Origin of the sequence: Allonocardiopsis opalescens, assembly GCF_003002095.1 — a bacterium.
Taxonomy (GTDB): domain Bacteria; phylum Actinomycetota; class Actinomycetes; order Streptosporangiales; family Streptosporangiaceae; genus Allonocardiopsis; species Allonocardiopsis opalescens.
Genome location: NZ_PVZC01000010.1, coordinates 291250 through 314386 on the forward strand (window position 1 = coordinate 291250; position 23137 = coordinate 314386).

Genomic DNA, 23137 nt, shown 5'->3' on the forward strand with positions numbered 1-23137 from the left:
GAGGTCATCCGCCGTGGTCGGTGTGAGGGCCGTACCGCGGGTCACCGGCGGCGCCCTTTCCCGCGCCGCCCGCGCACCCGCCGCCGTTCCGGAGGACGCCGCAGCACCGCGGCACCCGCGGACCAACCGGGAGGTCGAGACCAGACGATGAGTGTTCCCTCGCCGCTCTGCCTGACCGATCTCCTGCCCGCGCTGCGCTGGAGCCGGCCGCAGCACATCGCCGAGATCCTGGCCGATCCCCGGCTGCCCGACGGCTGGTGGTCCACCACCCCGCTGCCCCGGGTGTCGGAGGTGGCCGGCCCCACCTGGCTGTACGGGCGGGTCTCCCGGCTGCCGGTGGAGCGCTTCGACCACATCCCGCTCGGCGACCTGCTGCCGACCCTGCGCTTCTTGACCATCGACCCCCGGCTGCCCGACTGGCCGGATCCCATCCGCACCGCCGTGCTCGACAACGCCGGCGACTGGAGCGCGCTCCTCGACAGCACGGCCGCGGCCATGCTCGACTGGCGCTACCCGCCGGGGATCGGCTCGGCCGACGTCATCGCGGCCGTCCTCGCGCACGTGCTCGAACCGCTGCTGCCGGCCGGCGGCGAGGGCGAGACGCCGCCCGCGGTGGCGAACATGCTGGGCGAGGCGGTGCACACCCTCGCCGCCTGGCTGCCCGCGCACGCCCCCGAGCCGGTGCGCGCCGCCCTCGCCTACCTGATCGCCATCGCCGACGTCGACAATGTCGACGCGCTGCCCTCACCGCAGCCGCCCCCGGCGGCCGCGCCGGCTCCGCCGCCCGCGCCGCCGCGCCCGCCGCTGCGCGCCGAGCCCACCGGGCTGCCCGAGCGCCAGTCGCGGCACTCCGGGCGGACCGACACCGGCTCCTTCCCGCGCACCGAGACGGGCTCCTTCGCCCGCACCGAGACCGGGTCCTTCCCGCGCACCGACACCGGCTCCTTCAGCCGTCCCGACACCGGGTCCTTCGCCCGGCCGGCGGCGAGCGGCACCGGCTCCTTCACCCGCCCGGCGCCCCCGGTGCGGCGCGAACCCGGTGCGCCGCCCGCGCTGCCCGAGCCCGCGCACGCGCCGGCCCCGCCCACCCGCACCTTCCCCGCGGTGCCCGCGGCGCCGCTGCCGGCCGAGGGGCCGGCCACCGGCTCGATCCCGGTGCTGCCGCCCGCGCGCCCCACCGGGCAGCCGCTGGTCGACCTGGTCGACTCCTTCCTGCGCGAGTGGGACGACCTCCAGCGGGTGATCGCCGTCGAGCGGCTGTTCTCCAACGAGCCGGCCAGTATCCGGGTGCTCGCCGACCGGCTGCGCGTCGACGTCTCCCACCTGCGCAACGCCCAGCGCGGCGCCGAGGAGCGGCTGATGGGCTGGCTGGGCTCGCCGGCGGCCGGGCCGCTGTCGCGGCACCTCGCCGACCTGGCCGACCGCCTGGGCACGGTCGCCACCGTCGACCACCTGGTGGCGGCGCATCCCGCGCACTCCGTCGAGGTGCCCGCGCTGGGCACGCCGCTGTGGCGGATCCTGCTCACCCTGCTGCCCGACCGGCGGATGACCGGCGGCTGGCTGGTGGCCGGCGACCCCCACCAGCTGCGCGAGCGCACCCGCGAACTGCTGGCGCAGCGCCCCTCGGTGACCGAGGCCGGCGCGCTGATCGCCCGGCTGGGCATCCGGGCCCACGCCGCCCGCCCGTGGATCCTCAGCATCGAGGGCCTGAGCATCAAGAACGGCGAGGTGGTCTCCGACCACCCCACCGGCTCCTTCACCCGGGTCCCGGCCGCCGCCGCGGGCCAGACCACCGCCAACGGGCTGCCGATCCGCCGCCCCGGCGAGCGCCCGGCCGCCGCCGCGGCGCTGAACCAGCCGGAGCCGGTGTACAACGTCACCGACTCCGCCCGCTGCTTCCGCTCCCCCGACGGCCGCTGGTGGCAGCGGATCGACGTCACCGCCGACCACCTCAACGGCGCGCCCGTCACCGTCCCGCCGGGCTACGCCTCGCTGCTGGGGCTGCGCCCCGGGCGGCTGCTGTCCATCACCGGCCCGGGCGCCGACCTGATCGTGCTGGTCTGGCGCGACCAGCCGGCCTTCGACTCCCTGCGGCCGCTGCTGCGGCGCCTGTCGGCGCAGCCCGGCGACCGGGTGTTCATCAGCGTGGTCGGCGACCAGCTCGACGCGCGGCGGCTGCCCGCCGCCGAGCTGCGCGACGACCGCAGCCCGGCCGCCAGGGCGCTGCACCTGATCGGCTACACCGCCCCGGCCACCACCGAGGAGGCCGTGCAGATCATCGCGCGCCGCATCGGCACCGACGCCCAGATCAGCCCGCAGGAGCTGATCGAGCGGCTCGGCCAGCGCGGCGACAACGACATCCTCACCCACCTGCGCGAGAGCCTGTACGCCACCACCCACGAGCGCCGCAGGTAGCGGCCGCCCGCCTTCTCCCGTCCCGCGCCGCCCGCGCCCTCCGCGCCGGCGGCGCGGTCCGTCGTGCCCGCCACCGGCTGCGACGGGTCCACGGGCCGTGCTGAGGCCGCGGTACGGCGAGGAGTAGGGTCTCTTGCGAGAGATTCGCAATTACAACGCTGACGCGTTTGATGAGGAGGCCGTATGTCCGCGTACGAGCTGCCGGACCTGCCGTACGACTACAGCGCGCTCGAACCCCACATCTCGGGCGCGATCATGGAGCTGCACCACTCCAAGCACCACGCCACCTACGTCAAGGGCACCAACGACGCCATCGAGCAGCTGGCCGAGGCGCGCGAGAAGCAGACCCTCGGCACGGTGAACCTGCTGCAGAAGAACCTCGCCTTCAACCTGGCCGGGCACGTCAACCACAGCGTGTTCTGGCCGAACATGTCGCCCGACGGCGGCGACAAGCCCGAGGGCGGGCTGGCCGCGGCGATCGAGGAGTTCTTCGGCTCCTTCGACGCCTTCCGGGCGCACTTCACCGCGAACGCGCTCGGCATCCAGGGCTCGGGCTGGTCGATCCTGGCCTGGGACTCCATCGGCCGGCGGCTGATCCTGGAGCAGCTCTACGACCACCAGGGCAACCTGGCCGTGGGCACCTATCCGCTGCTGATGCTCGACATGTGGGAGCACGCCTTCTACCTGCAGTACCGCAATGTCAAGGCGGACTACGTGAAGGCCTTCTGGAACATCGTCAACTGGGCCGACGTCCAGGAGCGCTTCGAGCGGGCGCAGGGCGTGGCGGTCAACCCGGCCTGAGCGCGGCCGCCCGGCGGCCCGGGGCTCGGGCCGGGCCGCCGGGCACCGGAGCGCGCTTGACGGATCGCAACAGGAAGGTTACTTTCCGGTTTCCTGCCGCTCCCGTCCCCGCCCAGGAGCCCCGATGGTCCCGTCCGTCCCGTCCCCCGCCGGCCGGCCGGCCCGGCGCGTCCGGCCGAGCCTGCTCGCCGTCCTGTCCGCGCTGCTCCTCGCCCTGCTCCCCCTCGCGCCCGCCCCGGCCGGCGCCTCCCCCGCCCCGGTCGCCGCCGGGCCGCTGCACGTCTGCGGCACCCGGCTGTGCGACGCCGGCGGCCGGCCGGTGCAGCTGCGCGGGATGAGCACCCACGGCCTCCAGTGGTACGCGCACTGCGTCACCGGCGCCTCGCTGGACGCGCTGGCCCAGGACTGGCGCGCCGACGTCGTGCGCGTCTCGATGTACGTGCAGGAGGGCGGGTACGAGACCGACCCGGCCGGCTACACCGACCTGGTGGACGGCATCGTGGACCAGGTCACCGCACGCGGCATGTACGCGATCGTGGACTTCCACCTGCTCACCCCGGGCGACCCCACCGCCAACCTGGGCAACGCCCGCACCTTCTTCGCCGAGATCTCCCGCCGCCAGGCCGGCAACCCCAATGTGCTCTACGAGATCGCCAATGAGCCCAACGGCGTGGGCTGGAGCACCATCCGCGGCTACGCCGAGCAGGTCATCCCGGTGATCCGGGCCAACGACCCCGACTCGGTCGTCCTGGTCGGCACCCGCGCCTGGTCCTCGCTGGGCGTCTCCGAGGGCGGCAGCGAGCAGGAGATCGTCAATGACCCCGTGCGCGCGGACAACATCATGTACACCTTCCACTTCTACGCGGCCACGCACGGCCAGAACTACCTGGACACCCTGGACCGCGCCTCCCGGCGGCTGCCGGTCTTCGTCACCGAGTTCGGCACCCAGACCAGCTCCGGCGACGGCGGCAACGACTTCGCCATGGCCGACCGCTACCTCGCGCTGATGGCCGAGCGCGGCATCAGCTGGGTCAACTGGAACTTCTCCGACGACTTCCGCTCCGGCGCCGTCTTCCGCGAGGGCACCTGCGGCAGCGGCGGCCCGTGGACCGGCACCGGCCCGCTCAAGCCCGCCGGCGTCTGGGTCCGCGAGCACATCCGCGCCGGCTAGCCGCCCCGGCGCCCGCACGGCGCGGCCGGACCGGCCGCGCCGTGCGGGCGCTCCGCCGGGCGCCTTCGGTGCGCTAGCCTTCCACTCGGCCCTCGGACGGCGAGAAGGAGGTGGGAACCGTGGTCACCATGACGATCATGCGCTCCCACCCGGCCGCGAGGGCCGCCGGTAGCTGACCGGGAGCGCGTCGCGCCCTCCCGGAAGGACCCCCGTGACCGATCTGGTCATCCGCCCGCTCCAAGCGGGCGAGGAAGCGCTGTTCGACTCCCTCCCCGACCCCGGCCTGGTCGGCTTCGCCGCCTTCGGCGAGGACTACGCCCGGATGGCCGCCGGCGGCGGCCTGCGCCCCGAGTGGACCTGGGTGGCGCTGCGCGGCGCCGCCGTGGTGGCCCGCGCCGCCTGGTGGGGCGGGCCGCACGACACGGCACCGCTCGCCCTGGACTGGTTCGACTTCACCGACCGCGAAGCCGCGGTCGAGCTGCTGCGCCGCGCGCCGCTGCGAACGGAGTACTCGCTGCTGCTACCGCCCAGCTGGCGGTCCGACGCCGCCGTGCGGGCGGCGGCCGAGGCCCGCATCGGCGCCGCCGCCGAGGCCGGCCTGACCCCGCTGGTGGAGCGGTACCGCTACCGGTGGACGCCCGGCTGCGGCCTGCCCGAGCGGCCCGGCCGCCTGGAGTTGCGGCCCGAACCCGACGACGCCGCCATCCTGGCCGCCTTCCGCCGCGTCCACCAGGGCACCCTGGACGCGCACGCCCGGCGCACGGTCGAGCGCTCCGGCCTGGACGCGGCCGCCCAGGAGCAGCTGGACCTGCTGCGCTGGAAGCCCGGCCCGCGCGAGTGGTGGCGGCTGGCCTACACCCCCGGCGGAGAGCTGGCCGGGCTGTGCGTCCCGGCCCGCAACCACGGCGACCACGTGATCGGCTACATCGGCGTCGTCCCCGAGCACCGCGGCCGCGGCCACGCCTACGAACTGCTGGCCGAGGCCACCCACCTGCTGGCCGCCCAGGGCGCCGAGCGGATCGTCGCCGCCACCGACACCACCAACACCCCGATGGCCGCCGCCTTCGCCCGCGCCGGCTACCCGGTCTGGATGCACCGGATCGACATGGTGCCCGACACGGTGTGAGCGGGCCGCCGGGACGGCCGCGCGCACGAAAGGCGGTGCGCGCGGCCGTCCGCGGCGGGCCGAGGCAACCGGGCGGACCGCGGCGGCGTCGATAATGGCGGGACCCCTCGGGCGGAGGAGCCATGGACATCGCGGAACTGCCCAACCCCTACGACTACGCCAACCCGGTGCGCGACGAGCGGCGCTTCGCTGGGCGCGGCGGCGAGCTGTTCCGGATCTCCAAGGTCATCGGCCGGACCTCCGTCTCCGACCCCACGGGCTACATCGCCCTGCACGGCGAACGCGCCGCGGGCAAGACCAGCCTGCTGAACATGGCCGAGAGCATCGCCCGCGAGTGCGGCCACCTGACCGTCCGCGTCGACCTGGTGTCGGGTGACGCCGATCCGGCGGCCTTCTTCGGCAAGGTCTACGAGGCGCTGGTCGACTCCGTCACCGCCGCCGCCCCGCTGGCCACCCCGGACGGCCGCCCGGTCACCCCCCGCCTGGTGCGGCGGGTGGTCGGCGGCGCCGCCGACGACGAACTGCAGCTGGAGTTCCCCGAGAACCTCGCGGCCGGCGGGCGGCTCTCCGACATCGCGCTCCGCCGCGACCTGGAGTACCTGCTCGCCCACGTCGGCCGCCCGGTGACCGTGCTGGTGGACGAGGCGCAGCAGGCCGCCGAGCATACGGAGGTGCTGGAGCTGCTGCGCACGGTCGGCATGCGGCTGAACGGCTACGTGTTCGTCCTCGCGGGCACCTCCGACCTGGTCACCCGGATCGACGAGGTCTTCGCGCCGCTGCTGCGCCAGTTCGAGCTGGTGAAGGTGCAGCGCTTCACCGAGACCGCCGAGGTGCGCGCCTGCGTCGAGCGGCCGCTCGCCGCGCTCGGCCAGGACCTCCTGGGCTCAGCGGACGACGTCTCCGGCGACCTGATGGCGCTCACCGACGGCGACCCCTACGCCATCCAGCTGTACTGCCACGTCATGTTCGACCGCTGGCAGAGCGGCGGCGAGGGCTCGATGACGCTGACGCCCGAGGCGGTGGACGACGTGCGGGCGCGGCTGGAGGCGGGCCGCGATGTACACAAGAGCGCGCTCGTCGCGGCGGTCCGCCAGATGTCGCCCGAGGAGCTGGACGCCCTCAGCGTGCTGTGCGCTTCGAGCGGGAACGCCCGCCTGGACGAGATCTGGTTCGGCTACCTCGTCTCCGGCACCGCCGCCTTCACCCGCGAGCAGCTCGACGGGTACCTCGCGCGCTTCGTCGCCGACGGCCTGGTCGAGGTGGACGACGGGGTGGTCACCCTGGTCGGCGACCTGTTCGACCGGACCTATGCCCGGCTGTGGACGGCCCGGAAGCGGGAGAGCAACCGCCACAGGCAGAGCATCGGCCGCGCCGACTTCCGCCACCTGCTGACCGGCAACCTCGGGCATCTGCTGTGCGACCTGCGGCCGAGCGGCGTCGACTCACTGCGCAGCTGCTGCCTGGGGATGCGCGCCGGGGCGGTGGCGTCCGCGGTCGCCGCGCTGCGGACCCTCGGCGACCCCGGCCCGTTCGGCTTCGTCGTGCCGTTCCTGCACGAGGCCGTCATGACCGCCAGTAAGCCGGCCGCGCTGGACCTGACCACGGTGCGGTGCGTCTACAACGGGACGACCGCGGTGCGCTGGTTGTGCTCGGCCGACACCGCCGACTACCGGCTCGCGGACGATCCCGCCTTCGCCGCGGCCGCCGAGCGGGCTGAGCGGCTCGGCGGGGAGCTGCACGCCTCCCGGGAGCGGATCCCGCTCCGGCCGTGGCCCGAGCGGGAGGACTGGTTCGCCCGCTTCGGTACGCACGGCCATCCCGAGTGGATCGCGGAGAACCACTCCGACCAGGCGTACCGGGCCTATTCCGAGGGCGATGCCGCAGCGGCGCTCGACCACCTGCGCACCTCCTTCCAGACCTTCCCGACCTGGTCCGCGGCCAATGACGCGGCGTACATCTCGCTGGTCGGCGGCGACACCGGAGCCGCGGCCGACTGGGCCGCCGCGGCGCTCCCGCTGGCGCGCGACGCGCAGGCCCGGGCGCTGACCCGGTACAACCTGGCGATCGGCCTGCTGCTCGGCGGCGATCCGGCGGGGGCGCGCAGCCACCTCCTCACCGCCGAATCGCAACTGCGCGACACCGGACCCGCCTACACCTGCGCCTACCTGCTGGTACCCGAGGCCACCGGTGACGGGCTCGCGCTCGCCGAGCATCCGAAGGCCGACCTCGCCCGGTCGATCGCCGCGGCGCTCCAGGCGGTCACCCGGCACGTCGCAGCCGCCTCAGCCGAGGGCGACGCCGTGGTCGGCGGGGGCGAAGCCGGCCGGCCAGCGGGTGGCTGAGTCGGCGGTCGCGGCCGACAGGCGCGCCCCATCCAGCCCCGCCCCGCTGAGGTCGGCGCCGGAGAGTTCGGCGCGGCGCAGATCCGCGCCGTCGAGCGCGGCACCGGCGAGCACGGCCCCGTGCAGGTCGGCACCTGACAGGTCGGCGCCGCGCAGCGAGGCGCCGCGCAGGCGAGCGCGGGCCAGCCGGGCGCCGGGGAGGGCGACGGCGTCCAGGTCGAGGCGGCCGGGCCAGTCGCGCCGGACCAGCACCGACAGGGCGGCCACCGCCTCGCGCGGCGGCGGCTCGCCGTCCGTCGCGTGCTCGCGGACGAAGGCGGTGAGGATCTCGGCCACCCGAGTGCGCTCGGCCGGGTCGTCGTCGGCCACCCGGTCCAGCGCGTAGACGCCGCCCAGCCGCACGGCGGCCGACTCGGCGCTCCCCAGCTGCTCGACGGCGCGGGCGAAGGCGTCGGTGACGGCGATGTGCCGGCTGAGCAGGTGCTGGCGGCGGGCGACCAGGTACTGCCGCCAGGCGGTCACCGCGCCGATGACCAGCAGCAGCCCGGCCACCGCCTGCAGCAGGGAGTTGCGGATGTCGCCCTCGGCGGCGACCCGTTCGGCCGCCGCCAACTCCCCCGCGCCGGGGGTGGCGTCCAGCACCAAGCCCGGCAGCGGCCCGAAGGCGGCGAGCACCGCGGCCGCCAGCACCGCGCAGAGCGCCGCCCCGCCGGTCCACGCCAGTGCGGCGGATGTGCGTTCGGCCATGTGCGGCCCACCTCGAACGTGTCCGGCCCGGCGGCCGGGCGGCCTGCGATACGGCGGACCCGCCCGGCGGCGGGCCGGGCGGGTCGCGGTGGAGCACTGCGGCGGCGCCCGCGGGGGACTCCGGGGTGCACCTGTACTAGACGTTGAAGCCGAGCATGCGCAGCTGGTCGCGGCCGTCGTCGGTGATCTTGTCCGGGCCCCACGGCGGCAGCCAGACCCAGTTGATCTTGACCTCGCGGCCGAACTCGTCCAGGGCGCTGTTGGCCTGGTCCTCGATCACGTCGGTGAGCGGGCAGGCGGCGCTGGTGAGGGTCATGTCGAGGGTGATCACGTCGTCGGTGGCGGCGACGCCGTAGACCAGGCCGAGGTCGACCACGTTCACGCCCAGCTCGGGGTCGACCACGTCCTTCATGGCCTCGGTGATCTCGGCCAGCTCGGTCTCCGAGGCGGTGTTGAGCACCGCGGTGGCGGTCGCCGCCTCACCGCCGTCGGACGCGGCCGGCGCGCCGTCCTGAGCGGTCGGTTCGTCGGTCATGACACTCGCTCCTCCATGCTCGCGTTCGGGTCGGCGCTCAGGGTCTGCGCGGTGGCGTCCTTCCAGGCCATCCAGGACAGCAGCGCGCACTTGATCCGGGCCGGGTAGCGGGAGACCCCGGCGAAGGCCACGGCGTCCTCAAGGACGTCCTCGTCGGGCTCGCCCTCGCCCTTGGACTGCATCAGCGCGGTGAACTCCGCCGCGATGCGCATGCCCTCGTCGACGGTGCGGCCGATCAGCAGGTCGGTGGCGACCGAGGCGCTGGCCTGGCTGATGCTGCAGCCCAGGCTGTCGTAGGAGACGTCGACCACCCGGGCGTCGCCGCCCGCGCCGTCGAGCTTGACCCGCAGCCGCACCTCGTCCCCGCAGGTGGGGTTAATGTGGTGCACCTCGGTGTCGTACGGCTCCCGCAGCCCCTTGTGGTGGGGGTTGCGGTAGTGGTCCAGGATGATCTCCTGGTACATCGCTTCCAGTTTCATGGCTATGGCTCACCCCGTTCCGAAGAAACGCTGGGCCTGCCCGATCCCTTCCGCGAGCGCGTCCACATCGGCGCGGGTGTTGTACACGTAGAAGGTGGCCCGGGTGGTGGCCACCGCCGCGAAGCGGCGGTGCAGCGGCCAGGCGCAGTGGTGGCCCACCCGTACCGCGATGCCCTGGTCGTCGAGCACCTGGCCGACGTCGTGGGGGTGGATGCCGTCGACCACGAAGGACACGGCCGAGCCGCGCGCCTCCGCGTCCAGCGGCCCGACCACCCGCACGCCGTCGATCCCGGCCAGCCGCTCCAGGGCGTAGCAGGTCAGCTCGTGCTCGTGGGCGGCGACGGCGTCCATGCCGAGCGCGGTGAGGTAGTCGACGGCCGCGGCCAGCCCGACGGCCTGCGCCGCCATCGGCACCCCCGCCTCGAAGCGCTGCGGGGGCTCGGCCCAGGTGGTGTGGTCCATGTGCACCACGCCGATCATCGAGCCGCCGGTGATGAACGGGGGCATGGCGGCCAGCAGCTCCGCCCGGCCCCACAGCACGCCGATCCCGGTGGGCCCGAGCATCTTGTGCCCGGAAAAGGCCAGGAAGTCGGCGCCCAGCTCGGTGACGTCGACCGGCAGGTGCGGCACGGACTGGGCGGCGTCGGCCACCACCACCGCGCCGAAGCGGTGCGCCCGCTCGGCGATGCGCCGGACCGGGTTGACCGTGCCGAGCACATTGGACTGGTGGGCGACGGCGACGACCTTGGTGCGCTCGTTGAGCAGCTCGTCCATGCCGGACAGGTCGAGCCGGCCCTCGTCGGTGAGCGGGAACCAGCGCAGGGTGGCGCCGGTGCGCCGGCACAGCTCCTGCCAGGGCACCAGGTTGCCGTGGTGCTCCATCTCGGTGACGACGACCTCGTCGCCGGGGCCGAGCACGAAGCGCTCGAAGCCGGGGCCGGCGGTGGCGGCGTTGCTGAAGGCGTAGGCCACCAGGTTGATGCCCTCGGTGGTGTTCTTGGTGAACACCACCTCGCCGGGGGGTGCCCCGATGAAGGCCGCGATCGTGGCCCGCGCGCCCTCGTAGGCGTCCGTCGCCTCCTCGGCGAGCTGGTGGGCGCCCCGGTGCACGGCGGCGTTGTGCCGCTGGTAGAACTCGCGCTCCGCGTCCAGCACCTGGCGTGGCTTCTGCGAGGTGGCGCCGGAGTCGAGGTAGACCAGGCGGCGCCCGTCCCGGACCGTGCGGTCCAGGATCGGGAAGTCCGCCCGGACCTTCTCGGCGTCCAGGGCGCGCGGCAGGACGGTCACTTCGACGCGCCCGCCTTCGCGAAGCGCTCGTAGCCCTCGGCCTCCAGCCGCTCGGCCAGCTCCGGGCCGCCCTCCTCGACGATGGCGCCCTCGACGAAGACGTGCACGAAGTCGGGCTTCACGTAGCGCAGGATGCGGGTGTAGTGCGTGATCAGCAGGACGCCGACCTCGCCGGAGGCGCTGAAGCGGTTGACGCCCTCCGACACGACCTTGAGCGCGTCGACGTCCAGGCCGGAGTCGGTCTCGTCCAGCACCGCCATCTTGGGCTTGAGCAGTTCGAGCTGGAGGATCTCGTGGCGCTTCTTCTCGCCGCCGGAGAAGCCCTCGTTCAGGCCGCGCTGGGCGAAGGCGGGGTCGATGGCGAGGCTCTTCATCGCCCCCGACAGCTCCTTGGTGAACTCGCGCAGCTTCGGCGCCTCGCCGCGCACCGCGGTGACGGCGCTGCGCAGGAAGTTGGAGACGGTGACGCCGGGCACCTCGACCGGGTACTGCATGGCCAGGAACAGGCCGGCCCTGGCCCGCTCGTCGACCGTCATCTCCAGCAGGTCCTCGCCGTCCAGCAGCACGGTGCCCGAGGTGATCTGGTACTTGGGGTGGCCCGCGATGGCGTAGGCGAGCGTGGACTTGCCGGAGCCGTTGGGGCCCATCAGGGCGTGGGTCTCCCCCGCCCGCACGGTGAGGTTCACCCCGCGCAGGATCGGCTTGCTCTCGGTCTCGGTCTCGACGCTGACGTGCAGGTCGCGGATCTCAAGGGTGGACATAAGGGTCAGGACTCCCCAGCTTCTGGCGTACTCAGTGCGACGAGGACGTCCTCGCCTTCGATCTTCACGGAATAGGTGGCCACCGGGCGGGTGGCCGGGGGGTTGGTCGGCTTGCCGGTGCGCACGTCGAAGCAGGAGCCGTGCAGCCAGCACTCGATGGTGCCGTCCTCGACCTCGCCCTCCGACAGGTTCACCTCGGCGTGCGAGCAGATGTCGCTCATCGCGAACACCTCGCCGCCGGTGCGCACCACGGCCACCGGGGTGCTGCCGATCTCCACGCCGAGCGCCCCCTCGTCGGGGACCTCGGCGAGGGAGCACACCCGCACGTACTCGGTCACGCCGAACGCTCCAACTCCCGTTCGATGGCCGCGGTCAGCCGCTCCTCCACCTCGGGCACGCCCAGGCGGGCGATCATCTCGGCGAAGAAGCCGCGCACCACCAGGCGGCGGGCCTCCTCGGCCTCGATGCCCCTGGCCTGGAGGTAGAACAGGTGCAGGTCGTCCAGGCGGCCGGACGCGCTGGCGTGGCCGGCGCCCAGCACCTCGCCGGTGAAGATCTCCAGGTTCGGCACGGAGTCGACCCGGGTGTTGTCGGTGAGCACCAGGTTGCGGTTGTACTCGTAGGTGTCGGTGCCCTCGGTGCCGACGCCGATGATCACGTCGCCGATCCAGACCGCGTGGGCGTCGTCGCCCTGCAAGGCGCCCTTGTACTCCACCCGGCTGCGGCAGTGGCTCTGGGAGTGGTCGACCAGCAGGCGGTGCTCGTGGTGCTGGCCGGCGTCGGTGAAGTAGACGCCGTTCAGCTCGGCGTCGCCGCCGGGCGCGGTGTAGCGCACGGTGGCCGAGACGCGCACCAGGTCGCCGCCGAGGGTGACGGCGTGGCCGCGGAAGCGGGCGTCGCGGCCGAGGCTGACGTGGTGGTAGGCGACGTGGACGGCGTCGCGCCCCCAGTCGTGCACGCTGACCACGGTGAGGGCGGCGCCGTCGCCGACGACGAACTCGACGTTGTCGGCGTAGGTGGCGCTGCCGGCGTGGTCGAGCACCACGGTGGCCGTGGCGAAGGGCTCCAGCCGCACGACGGTGTGGCCGAATGCCTGGCCGGGCCGCTCGCCGCGCACCGCGACGACCACCGGCCGCTCGACCTGGGTCTCCTTGGGCACGGTGACCAGGGTGGCGCCGGCGGCGTGCCGGTAGGCCAGCGCGCTGACGCGCTCCAGCGGGGTGAAGGAGGCCCCCACCCGCTCGTCGTCGAGCCCGACGGTCTCGACCCGCACCGCGGGCTCGGCCTCGACCGCCACCGAGACGGCGCCCTCGCCGCCCTCGGTGCCGTCGGGCCCGGTGTGCAGGCCGCGGAGCCTGCGCAGCGGGGTGAACCGCCACTCCTCCTCGCGCCCGTTCGGCACCGGGAAGTCGGCGGTCTCGAAGGACCCGGCGGTGTCCAGCTTGGACACCGCGGGCACCGCGACCTCCCCGTGACTGTGCGGCGCTGTCGGCGTAGTCGCGCCCGCCATCAACCCACGGCCCCTTCCATCTGCAGCTCGATGAGCCGGTTCAGTTCCAGTGCGTACTCCATCGGCAGCTCGCGGGCGATGGGCTCCACGAAGCCGCGGACGATCATGGCCATCGCCTCGTCCTCGTCCATGCCCCTGCTCATCAGGTAGAAGAGCTGGTCCTCGCTGACCTTGGAGACGGTCGCCTCGTGGCCCATCTCCACGTCGTCCTCGCGGACGTCGACGTAGGGGTAGGTGTCGGAGCGGCTGATGGTGTCGACCAGCAGCGCGTCGCACTTCACGGTGGACTTGGAGTGGTTCGCGCCGTCCTGCACCTGGACCAGGCCCCGGTAGGAGGTGCGGCCGCCGCCGCGGGCCACCGACTTGGAAATGATCGAGGAGGAGGTGTTGGGCGCGCAGTGCACCATCTTGGCGCCGGCGTCCTGGTGCTGGCCGGAGCCGGAGAAGGCGACGGAGAGGGTCTCGCCCTTGGCGTGCTCGCCCATCAGGTAGATGGCCGGGTACTTCATGGTCACCTTGGAGCCGATGTTGCCGTCGACCCACTCCATGGTGGCGCCCTCGTAGGCGACGGCGCGCTTGGTGACCAGGTTGTAGACGTTGTTGGACCAGTTCTGGATGGTGGTGTACCGGCAGCGCGCGTTCTTCTTCACGATGATCTCGACCACCGCGGAGTGCAGGGAGTCGGACTTGTAGATCGGCGCGGTACAGCCCTCGACGTAGTGGACGTAGGAGCCCTCGTCGACGATGATCAGGGTCCGCTCGAACTGGCCCATGTTCTCGGTGTTGATCCGGAAGTAGGCCTGCAGCGGGATCTCGACGTGCACGTTCGGCGGCACGTAGATGAAGGAGCCGCCCGACCACACCGCGGTGTTCAGCGCGGCGAACTTGTTGTCGCCCGGCGGGATGACGGTGCCGAAGTACTCCTGGAAGATCTCCGGGTGCTCGCGTACGGCGGTGTCGGTGTCCAGGAAGAGGACGCCCTTCTCCTCAAGGTCCTCGCGGATCTTGTGGTAGACCACCTCGGACTCGTACTGGGCGGCGACGCCGGCGATCAGCCGCTGCTTCTCGGCCTCGGGGATGCCCAGCTTGTCGTAGGTGTTCTTGATGTCCTCGGGCAGGTCCTCCCAGGACTCGGCCTGCTTCTCGGTGGAGCGCACGAAGTACTTGATGTTGTCGAAGTCGATGCCCGACAGGTCGGCGCCCCAGGTGGGCATCGGCTTCTTGCCGAACAGCTTCAGGCCCTTGAGCCGGAGCTGGAGCATCCAGTCGGGTTCGCTCTTCTTCGCGGAGATGTCGCGGACGACCTCTTCGGACAGGCCCCGGCGCGCCGAGGCGCCGGCCGCGTCGGAGTCGGCCCAGCCGTATTCGTAGGTCCCGAGCCCGTCGAGCTCTGGATGCGCGGTGGTCGTCATCAGGAAGGTCCTCCCGGACGCTGTGTCGTCGTTGCGCCCTCCCCGCCGTCGGCGGGGAGCGGGTGTCGGGCGGCGGTCGGCCGCCGGTCGGGGTTCTCGCCCAGGTCGTGCGGGCTGACATGGGTGGTGCAGACGCCGTCGCCGTGCGCGATGGTGGCCAGCCGCCGCACCGGGGTGCCCAGCAGCCGCGCGAAGGCCTCGACCTCGGCCTCGCACAGCTCGGGGAACTCCGCGGCGACGTGGGCCACCGGGCAGTGGTGCTGGCACAGCTGCTCGCCGCCGGGCACCGGCGCCTCGCGGACGGAGGCGGCGTAGCCGTCGGCCGACAGGGAGTCGGCCAGCGCGCGCAGCCGCTGCTCGGCGGGGGCGTCGCGCACGGCGGGGCGGTAGCGCCCCTCCAGCTCCGCGACCTGTCGCCGGGCGAACTCGGCGATCGCGGCGCCGCCCGCCTTCTCGGCGAGGAAGCGCAGCGCGCTGGAGGCGAGGTCGTCGTAGCCGTGGACGAACGCGTCGCGCCCCGCGCCGGTGATGGCGAAGAGCTTGGCGGGTCGGCCCCGGCCGCGGCGGCCCCGGGTGTGCGCCTCGGTGACCTCCACCATGCCGTCGGCCACCAGGTGGTCCAGGTGGCGCCGCACGGCGGCGGGGGTGAGGCCGAGGCGCTCGCCGAGGGTGCTCGCGGTACTCGGCCCGAGTTCGAGGATGAGCCGTGCCACCCGGGTGCGGGTGCCGGTCTCGGCCCCCAGCTCCGTGGAGGCAGCCCCCAGCGGCACGCCCGCGTGGGCGCTCCGCTGATCGTCAGGGCCGTGGCTCACGTTTTTCACAACATCAGTGTGGCGTAAATGCTTCCCCGGCCGCAAACCGGACGGGACGGACCGGACCATGGGCTCAATCACGCAGGTAAGGCTTACCTAAAGCAAGATCGCGACGAGGTGCGCGTCCCGCGCCGGACCCGGCCGGACCGCGACAGGGCGGCGTTATGCTCACATTCCGAGACGATTGCCCATCATACGGACAGCACATTGCATGCTGTATACGCTCCCACCAGGCAGGATCGCCCGCGCACACGCGAACGGGCCCCGGGGGCGAGCGCGCCTCGCCCCCGGGGCCCGCGTCACCGCGCGGACCGGCCGGTCAGTCGCCGGCGGAGTTCCGGCCGGCGCCCGCGGGCACCGGGTCGCGACCGGCCTCGGCGGCCGCGGCGCCCTCGGCGGCGAAACGGGCGGCACGGCGCCGCGCGCGCCGGTCGCGGCGCCGCTCCTTGGACTCCTCGATCATGGTGTAGAGCACCGGCACCAGGATCAGGGTGAGCAGGGTCGAGCTGACCAGGCCGCCGATGACCACGATGGCCATCGCCTCGGAGATCAGCACGCTGCCGCCGATCCCCAGCGCCATCGGCACCAGGGCGCCGATGGTGGCCAGCGCGGTCATCAGGATGGGCCGCAGCCGCTGGCGGCCGCCCTCCACGACGGCCTCGCGGATGCCCATGCCGCGCTCGCGGTACTGGTTGATCAGGTCGATCAGCACGATCGCATTGGTGACCACGATGCCGACCAGCATCAGCAGGCCGATCAGCGCGACCACGCCCAGCGCCGTGTCCGTGACCAGCAGGCCGACGATCGCGCCGGTGGCGGCGAAGGGCACCGACACCAGCAGGATCAGCGGCTGGATCAGGCTCTTGAACTCGGCCACCATCACCACGTACACGATCGCGACCGCCGCCAGCAGGGCGATGCCCAGCTGGGTGAAGGCCTCGGTCTGGTCGGCGCTGACGCCGCCGATCTGGTACGTGGCGCCCGCGGGCAGGTCCAGCGCGTCCAGCCGCTCGGTGAGGGCGGTGGTCAGCGCGCCGATGTCCTGGCCCTCCGGGGTGGCGCTGACCGTGGCGGTCCGCTCGCCGTCGGTGCGGCTGATCTCCACCGGCCGGTCGACCACGGCGACCTCGGCCACCTCCGACAGCCGCACGGTGCCGCCGGCCGGGGTGGCGATCTCCAGGTCCTCCAGCGCGTCGAGGTCCTCGGGCACGTCCTCGGCGGCGATCACGACGTCGCGCTCGGCGCCGTCGAGGAACATCGACCCCGCGGGGCGGCCGTCGAATGCCTGCTGCACGGCCTGGCCGATCTGGGTCTCGCTCAGCCCCTCCTCGGCCGCCGCCTCGCGGTCGGCGCTGACGTGGACGCCCTCGGCGCGCACCGCGAGGTCGTTGGCGACCTCGCTGACGCCGTCGGTCTGCGCGACGGTGTCCTCCACCATCGTGGCGGCCTCGTCCAGCACCTCGGGGTCGTCGGCCTGGACCTGCACCTCGATCGCGCTGGAGCCCATGGCGGCGGCGTCCTGGATGCTCAGCTCGCCGGCGTCGGCGATGCCGTCGAGCTCGTCGCGGATGCGCTCGCGCAGGTTGGTCTGGTCGGCTTCGGGGTCGGTGGTGACGGTGTAGGTGGCGGTGTTGGAGCCGCCACCGCCGCCGAAGCCCATACCGCCGGTGGAGCCCACCGTCACCTGGTAGGACTGCACGCCGTGGATGCTGTCCAGGGCCTGCTCGACCGGCTCGGCCGCGGCGGCGGTCTCCTCCAGGGAGGTGCCCGCGGGCAGCTCCTGAGAGATCGCGACCGTGTTCTGGCCGGTGTCGTCCAGGAAGTTGGTCTGCAGCTGGGTGGCGAGGAACAGGGTGCCGACGAAGACGGCCAGCGCGGCGGCCAGGGTCGTCTTGCGCCACTTGGTGACCCAGCTCAGCAGCGGCACGTAGCCGCGCTGCAGCCAGCCGCGCCGCTCCTTCTCGTGCTCCTCGCGCCGCACCCGCTCCAGGTCCTCGGGCGCCACGTCGCGGCCCTTGACGAACCAGTAGGCCAGCACCGGGATGATCGTCAGCGAGACCAGCAGCGAGGCGGCGAGCGCGATCGCGACGGTCAGGCCGAAGGGCCGGAACAGCTCGCCGATCTCGCCGCCGACGAAGACCACCGGCAGGAAGACCGCGGCGGTGGTGATGGTGGAGGCGGTGATCGCCCCGGCCACCTCGCGCACGCCGGTGATGACGGCCTCGCGCTTGGGCGTGCCGTAGCCCAGGTGCCGCTTGATGTTCTCCAGCACCACGATGGAGTCGTCGACCACCCGGCCGATCGCGATGGTCAGCGCGCTCAGCGTCAGGATGTTCAGCGTGTAGCCGCCCAGCCACATGCCGATCAGCGCGACCAGCAGCGAGAAGGGGATGGACAGCGCGGTCACCACGGTGGAGCGCACCGAGAGCAGGAAGACCAGGATGACGGCGATCGCCGCCACCAGGCCCATGGCGCCCTTCTCCAGCAGGCCGGTGATGGAGTCCTCGATGAACGGCGCCTGGTCGAACACGACCGTCAGGGCGGCGCCGTCGCCCAGCGCCTCCTCCAGCCCGGCCAGCTCGGCCTTGACCGCGTTGGCCACCTCGACCGTGTTGGCCTCGGTCGCCTTGGTGACCATGACGCTGAGGCTCGGCTCGCCGTCGGTGCGGGTGATGGTGGTGGTCTCCTGCGGCTCCAGGCTCACCTCGGCCACGTCGCCCAGCCGCACCGGCTCGGGCGCGGCCGGCGGGGCCGCGCCGGGCGGCTGCCCCGCGGCGCCCGCGGCCCCCGCCGCGGCCGGGTCGGCCCCGGCGGCGCCGGCCGCGGGGGTCAGGTACAGGTCCTCGATGTCGGAGACGGACTCCAGGTCGCCGCCGACGTCCACCGACAGGGTCTCGCCGTCCTCGGTGAACTGCCCGCCCGCCTGGGTGGTGCCGCTCGCCTGCAGGGCCTGGGCGATCTGGTCGACGGTGAGGCCCTCGTCCTCCAGCGCGTCGAAGTCCGGGCGGATCTCCACCGCGTTCTCGGCCTGGCCGGTGACCACGGCGTCCTGCACGCCGGGCACGTCCTCCAGCGCCGGCACGACCTGGTCCTCCAGGCGCTGCGCCAGCTCGGCCTCGTCCACGTCGGCGGAGGCGGCCAGCAGCAGCACCGGCAGGCTGTCGAAGCTGATCGTCTGGGTGATCGGCTCGGCGTCCTCCGGCAGCTGCGGCAGGATGCGGTTGATCGCCACCTGGATCTCGCGCACGGCGTCGGTGGAGTCGGTGCCGTAGTCGAAGGTCGCGGTGACGACGGACGAGCCCTCGCTGGAGGTGGAGGTCACGTCGGTCACGCCGTCGACCGTCTGCACCACGGTCTCGATCGGGTCGCTGACCCGCTCCTCGACCACCTCGGGCGAGGCGCCCTGGACGGTGGTCATGACGGTGGCCTGGGGCAGCTCCAGGCTGGGCATCAGCTCCTGGCGGAGCGAGCCGGTGGCGATGAAACCGAACACGACGATCGCGATCGATATCAGCGCCACCAGAGCGCGGTTGGCGAGGCTCAGCCTGGCCAGTGCGGACATGGTGTCGGTTCCCCTTCGGATGTGGACCCCGTGGTGGTGCGCTCCGGCGCGCCGGGAGCCGGCGCCGCGCATCGAGGGCCGGACGCGCGGCCGCCCGCCCGCTCCCCGCGGGGGAGCCGGGGCAGGCCGCGTTCCCGAGTCCGGCTGCTCCATATTACTTAGCTTCATCCGAAATATTCGCCTAAGGGGTAAATTTCGGATTACCGCCATCGTCAGCCTCCGGCAAGGCACTGATCCGACAACGTGGCACGGGCCCGAAAAGATCCCGGAAACGGTGTGACGCCTCCGGCGGGGCCCGCCGACGAGCGCGCGGCGATACACTCCAACGCGCAGTGGCGCAGGCTGGACGGGATGGCCAGGGTGAGCAGCGGTACGCAGAACGGTTCGGCCGACCACGGCGGGCGCCCCGCGGGGCGCGAGGAGCTGATGGGGCGCATCCGCGAGATGCAGGAGCGGTTCATCGCGCTCAACGCCCGCGACGACCCCTCCGGGCTGCTGAACCTCTCGCTCACCATGCAGCAGCTCAAGACCCTCATCGTGCTGTCGATGGAGAGCCCGCTGGCCGCGCACCGGCTGGCGCGCTCGCTGGGCGTCGGCACCGCCACCGTCACCGGCATCGTCGACCGGCTGGTCGACCGCGGCCTGGTCACCCGCACCGAGGACCCCGCCGACCGCCGGGTCCGCCGCATCGCGCTCAGCGAGGCCGGCACCCGGCTGATCGACACCCTGCGCGGCGAGAACGAGGCGCGCAGCATGCGGCTGCTCCGCCGCCTGGACGACGAGGCGCTGCGCGCGCTGGCCTTCGCGCTGGACGCCCTGTACCGGGCCGCCGTCGAGGAGGCGGCCGAGCAGGAGGGCGGCGCCGCGGACGCCGGACCCGGCACCGGCTGACCGCCGGGCGGGCCTAGACTCGGGTGCCATGGGTGAGACCGGCCTCGACCTGGCCGACGTGGTCAAGAGGTACGGCGACACGCTCGCCGTCGCCGGGGTCTCGCTCACCGCCGAGCGCGGCGCCGTCACCGCGCTGCTCGGCCCCAACGGGGCCGGCAAGACCACCACCCTGGAGATCTGCGAGGGCTTCCGCCGGCCCGACTCCGGCCGGGTGCGGGTGCTGGGGCTCGACCCCGCCCGCGACGCCGCCGAGCTGCGGCCCAGGGTCGGCGTGATGCCGCAGTCCGGCGGGGTGCCCAGCGGGGCGCGGGCCGGCGAGTGGCTGCGGCTGGTCGCCCGCTTCCACGCCCACCCCGTGCCGCCCGGCGCACTGCTGGAGCGGCTGGCCCTCACCTCCTGCGCCCGCACGCCCTTCCGCCGGCTGTCCGGCGGCCAGCAGCAGCGGCTGTCGCTGGCGGCCGCCGTGGTCGGCCGCCCCGAACTGGTCTTCCTCGACGAACCCACCGCCGGCCTGGACCCCCAGTCCAGGCACGCCGCCTGGGAGATCGTCCGCGAGCTGCGGGCGGCCGGGGTCGCCGTGGTGCTGACCACCCACTACCTGGAGGAGGCCGAGCGGCTGGCCGACCGGGTGGTGGTCATCGACCGGGGGCGGGTGGCCGCCGCGGGCACCCCCGCCGAGCTGACCGGGTCCGTGAGCCGGCTGCGCTTCTCCTCCCGCGACCCCGTCGACCTGGCAGCGCTCACCACCGCGCTGCCGGCCGGCTTCGCGGCGCGCGCCCTGTCCGGCGGCCAGTACGTGGTGGAGGCGCCCGGCGGCGCCGTCGGGCCCGAGCTGATCGCCGCGGTCGCCGCCTGGTGCGCGAGCCGCGGCGTCCTCGCCGAGGACCTGCGGATCGGCCGCCGCACCCTGGAGGACGCCTTCCTCGAACTCACCGGCCACGAGCTGCGAGAGCCATGACCACCATCCGCGCCATCGACTTCACCCCCCGCCCCGGCGCCGCCCCGCTGGGCCGCATGGTCCTCGCGCAGGCCGGCATGGAGCTGCGGGTGCTGCTGCGCAACGGCGAGCAGCTGCTGCTCACCCTCGTCATCCCGGTGCTGCTGCTCGTCCTGCTCGCCACCACCTCGTTCGTGGACCTCGGCGTCGACGGCACCGCCGCACGCGCCGCCTTCCTCACCCCCGGCGTGCTGGCGCTCGCGGTGCTGTCCACCGCCTTCACCGGCCAGGCCATCGGCACCGGCTTCGAGCGCCGCTACGGCGTGCTCAAGCGGCTGGGCGCCACCCCGCTGTCGCGGTTCGGGCTGCTGGCCGCCAAGGTCCTCGCCGTGCTGGCCGTGCAGGGCATCCAGGTCGCCGTGCTGGCCGGGGTGGGGCTCGCGCTGGGCTGGCGGCCCGCCCCGGGCGCCGCCGGGCTCGCGGCCGCGCTGCTGCTGGTGGCGGCCGGCACCGCCGCCTTCGGCTCCCTGGCCCTGCTGATGGCCGGCACCCTGCGCGCCGAGGCCACCCTGGCCGCCGCCAACCTGGTGTACGTGCTGCTGCTCGGCCTGGGCGGGGTGGTGGTCCCGCTCGACGCCTACCCCGAGGCGCTGCGCGCCGCCGTCGCCCCGCTGCCGATCACCGCGCTGGCCGAGGGGATGCGCGACGCCCTGGGCGGCGGCCCCTTCCCGCTCGCCCAACTGGCCGTGCTCGCCTGCTGGGCCGCCCTCGGCGGTGCCCTGGCGGCCCGCTTCTTCCGCTGGGAGTGAGCCGTCCACTCCGCTCGCTCAGGCCTCCCGCACTCCGCCCCCGGTCGCGGATCGGCCCTCCCTCACTCCGCGGACGGCACCCCTCGCAAGGGTCGCGTGCCGTCCACTCCGCTCGCTCAGGCCTCCCGCACTCCGCCCCCGGTCGCGGATCGGCCCTCCCTCACTCCGCGGACGGCACCCCTGGCAAGGGTCGCGTGCCGTCCACTCCGCTCGCTCAGGCCTCCCGCTCCAGCGGACACGTCATGCAGTGCGGACCGCCCCTCCCTCGGCCGAGTTCGCCGCCCGGGATGGGGATGACCTCGACGCCGTTGCGGCGCAGGTCGGTGTTGGAGGTGACATTGCGCTCGTAGGCGACGACGACGCCCGGCTCGACGGCGAAGACGTTGCAGCCGTCGTCCCACTGCTCGCGCTCGGCGGAGTAGACGTCCTGGGTGGGGGTGAGCACCTTGATGTCGTCGGCGCCGATGGCGCGGGCGATGGCGCGGTGCATGTCCTCGGGCGGGTGGTCGGTGACCTTCAGCTCCTTGTCGTTGTCGCCCGGCTCGACCGTGTAGGAGGGCAGCATGCCCAGGCCCGCGTACTTGGTGAACACGCCGTGGTCGACCATGGTCATCACGGTGTCCAGGTGCATCACCGCACGCGCCTTGGGCATCACCAGGGCCAGGATGCGCTCGGCGGCGCCCGCCGCGAACAGCTCCCTGGCCAGCAGCTCGATCGCCTCGGGCTTGGTCCGCTCGCTCATCCCGATCAGCACCGCGCCATTGCCCACCGGCTGCACGTCGCCGCCCTCGATGGTGGCCGGCGCCCAGGCGCGGCCGGGGTTCCAGACCGGGAAGCCGGCGGCGGCGAACATGGGGTGCCAGCGGTAGATGGCCTCGTAGTGGGTGGTCTCCCGCATCCGCGCCTTCTTGCGCATCGCGTTGATGGAGACGCCGTTGTGGATCCAGCACGAGGTGTCGCGGGTGAACATGTGGTTGGGCAGCGGGGCGAGCAGGAAGTCGTCGGGGTCCATGCTGTGGAAGACCAGCGACTTGGGCTCCTCGGTGTACTCCAGCAGCTCCCGCTTGGTGATCCCGCCGACCAGGTAGCGCTGCAGCTCGTCGGAGCCCATGGCGTCGAAGCAGGCGCGCACGGCGTCGACCGCGAGCGGGCCGTGGAAGCGCTCGTCGAAGGCCTCGTCCAGGATGTAGGACCGGGCCTCGGGCAGCTCCAGGGTGTCGTGCAGCAGCTCGTGGAAGTAGTGCACGGTCACCCCGCGCTCGCGCAGCACGGAGACGAAGGTGTCGTGCTCCTCGCGGGCGCGCCGCGTCCACAGCACGTCGTCGAAGAGCAGGGCGCGCATGTTGCTGGGCGTCAGCCGCTTGAGTTCGAGGTCGGGGCGGTGCACGATGACCTGGCGCAGCCGGCCCACCTCGGAGTCCACTTGGAAGGGCACCCCGACAGCCTAGGCGACCCCGGCGGCGCGCCGCAGTGCCGGGGAATCAGAGCGGCCGTACCGGGAACGGCGCGCCGCCGGCGCGCGTCGTAGCGGCGGCCGCCC

At 73.5% G+C, this 23137-nt stretch carries 19 protein-coding genes; 8 read left to right on the plus strand and 11 right to left on the minus strand.

Going from position 1 to position 23137, the window contains the following annotated elements:
- Positions 1-147: 147 nt before the first annotated feature.
- From CLV72_RS33755 to CLV72_RS29045, 5 genes are all read left to right on the plus strand, one after another.
- Positions 148-2415, plus strand: a complete 2268-nt coding sequence (locus CLV72_RS33755) for a hypothetical protein (RefSeq protein ID WP_106252832.1) — start codon at positions 148-150, stop codon at positions 2413-2415.
- A 183-nt stretch (positions 2416-2598) separates the two neighbouring features.
- Positions 2599-3216, plus strand: a complete 618-nt coding sequence (locus CLV72_RS29030; protein WP_106252834.1) for a superoxide dismutase — start codon at positions 2599-2601, stop codon at positions 3214-3216.
- A 124-nt stretch (positions 3217-3340) separates the two neighbouring features.
- Entirely contained in the window at positions 3341-4387 is a 1047-nt protein-coding gene (locus tag CLV72_RS29035; RefSeq protein WP_106252836.1) for a glycoside hydrolase family 5 protein, read from the plus strand.
- A 211-nt stretch (positions 4388-4598) separates the two neighbouring features.
- Positions 4599-5513, plus strand: coding sequence for a GNAT family N-acetyltransferase (locus tag CLV72_RS29040; RefSeq protein ID WP_106252838.1), 915 nt, complete (start codon positions 4599-4601; stop codon positions 5511-5513).
- Between the two features lie 122 nt (positions 5514-5635).
- On the plus strand, positions 5636-7855 hold the full coding sequence (locus tag CLV72_RS29045; protein WP_106252841.1) for an ATP-binding protein: 2220 nt from the start codon (positions 5636-5638) through the stop codon (positions 7853-7855).
- On the opposite strand, the gene CLV72_RS29050 is transcribed toward CLV72_RS29045, so the two are convergent.
- The 10 genes from CLV72_RS29050 to CLV72_RS29095 all read right to left on the minus strand — a co-directional run bounded on the left by CLV72_RS29050 (position 7796) and on the right by CLV72_RS29095 (position 18960).
- On the minus strand, positions 7796-8602 hold the full coding sequence (locus CLV72_RS29050; RefSeq protein ID WP_106252844.1) for a pentapeptide repeat-containing protein: 807 nt from the start codon (positions 8600-8602) through the stop codon (positions 7796-7798). The genes CLV72_RS29045 and CLV72_RS29050 overlap by 60 nt on opposite strands.
- A 136-nt stretch (positions 8603-8738) precedes the next feature.
- Entirely contained in the window at positions 8739-9137 is a 399-nt protein-coding gene (locus CLV72_RS29055) for a metal-sulfur cluster assembly factor (protein WP_106252847.1), read from the minus strand.
- Complete coding sequence (sufU, locus tag CLV72_RS29060) at positions 9134-9616, minus strand: Fe-S cluster assembly sulfur transfer protein SufU (RefSeq protein WP_106252849.1); 483 nt, start codon at positions 9614-9616, stop codon at positions 9134-9136. The genes CLV72_RS29055 and sufU overlap by 4 nt, the downstream gene beginning before the upstream one ends.
- 9 nt (positions 9617-9625) lie before the next feature.
- The gene (locus CLV72_RS29065; protein WP_106253066.1) at positions 9626-10894 is read right to left on the minus strand and encodes a cysteine desulfurase; all 1269 of its coding nucleotides are present in this window, start codon (positions 10892-10894) and stop codon (positions 9626-9628) included.
- A gap of 5 nt (positions 10895-10899) precedes the next feature.
- A complete protein-coding gene (gene sufC / locus CLV72_RS29070) occupies positions 10900-11664 on the minus strand; it encodes a Fe-S cluster assembly ATPase SufC (protein ID WP_106252851.1) in 765 nt (254 codons plus the stop codon).
- Positions 11665-11669: 5 nt separating this feature from the next.
- The gene (locus tag CLV72_RS29075) at positions 11670-12002 is read right to left on the minus strand and encodes a non-heme iron oxygenase ferredoxin subunit (RefSeq protein WP_106252853.1); all 333 of its coding nucleotides are present in this window, start codon (positions 12000-12002) and stop codon (positions 11670-11672) included.
- Entirely contained in the window at positions 11999-13174 is a 1176-nt protein-coding gene (gene sufD, locus CLV72_RS29080; RefSeq protein WP_106252856.1) for a Fe-S cluster assembly protein SufD, read from the minus strand. Before sufD ends, CLV72_RS29075 begins: the two co-directional genes overlap by 4 nt.
- On the minus strand, positions 13174-14586 hold the full coding sequence (gene sufB / locus CLV72_RS29085) for a Fe-S cluster assembly protein SufB (RefSeq protein WP_106252857.1): 1413 nt from the start codon (positions 14584-14586) through the stop codon (positions 13174-13176). Before sufB ends, sufD begins: the two co-directional genes overlap by 1 nt.
- The gene (locus CLV72_RS29090) at positions 14586-15356 is read right to left on the minus strand and encodes a helix-turn-helix transcriptional regulator (protein ID WP_106252858.1); all 771 of its coding nucleotides are present in this window, start codon (positions 15354-15356) and stop codon (positions 14586-14588) included. Before CLV72_RS29090 ends, sufB begins: the two co-directional genes overlap by 1 nt.
- 361 nt (positions 15357-15717) lie before the next feature.
- The gene (locus tag CLV72_RS29095; protein WP_106253068.1) at positions 15718-18960 is read right to left on the minus strand and encodes an efflux RND transporter permease subunit; all 3243 of its coding nucleotides are present in this window, start codon (positions 18958-18960) and stop codon (positions 15718-15720) included.
- Between the two features lie 276 nt (positions 18961-19236).
- Between CLV72_RS29095 and CLV72_RS29100 the strand changes: the two genes are divergently transcribed.
- The 3 genes from CLV72_RS29100 to CLV72_RS29110 are packed head-to-tail and all read left to right on the plus strand — an operon-like array spanning position 19237 to position 21597.
- Positions 19237-19851 carry a MarR family winged helix-turn-helix transcriptional regulator gene (locus CLV72_RS29100; RefSeq protein WP_106252859.1) on the plus strand — a complete coding sequence of 205 codons (615 nt, stop codon included), beginning with the start codon at positions 19237-19239 and terminating at the stop codon, positions 19849-19851.
- 28 nt (positions 19852-19879) lie between these two features.
- Positions 19880-20809 (plus strand): ABC transporter ATP-binding protein, encoded by a 930-nt coding sequence (locus CLV72_RS29105; RefSeq protein WP_106252860.1) that lies wholly within the window; start codon positions 19880-19882, stop codon positions 20807-20809.
- A complete protein-coding gene (locus tag CLV72_RS29110; protein WP_106252861.1) occupies positions 20806-21597 on the plus strand; it encodes an ABC transporter permease in 792 nt (263 codons plus the stop codon). The genes CLV72_RS29105 and CLV72_RS29110 overlap by 4 nt, the downstream gene beginning before the upstream one ends.
- Before the next feature lie 214 nt (positions 21598-21811).
- On the opposite strand, the gene CLV72_RS29115 is transcribed toward CLV72_RS29110, so the two are convergent.
- Positions 21812-23032 carry an arginine deiminase gene (locus tag CLV72_RS29115; protein WP_106252863.1) on the minus strand — a complete coding sequence of 407 codons (1221 nt, stop codon included), beginning with the start codon at positions 23030-23032 and terminating at the stop codon, positions 21812-21814.
- Positions 23033-23137 lie beyond the last annotated feature (105 nt).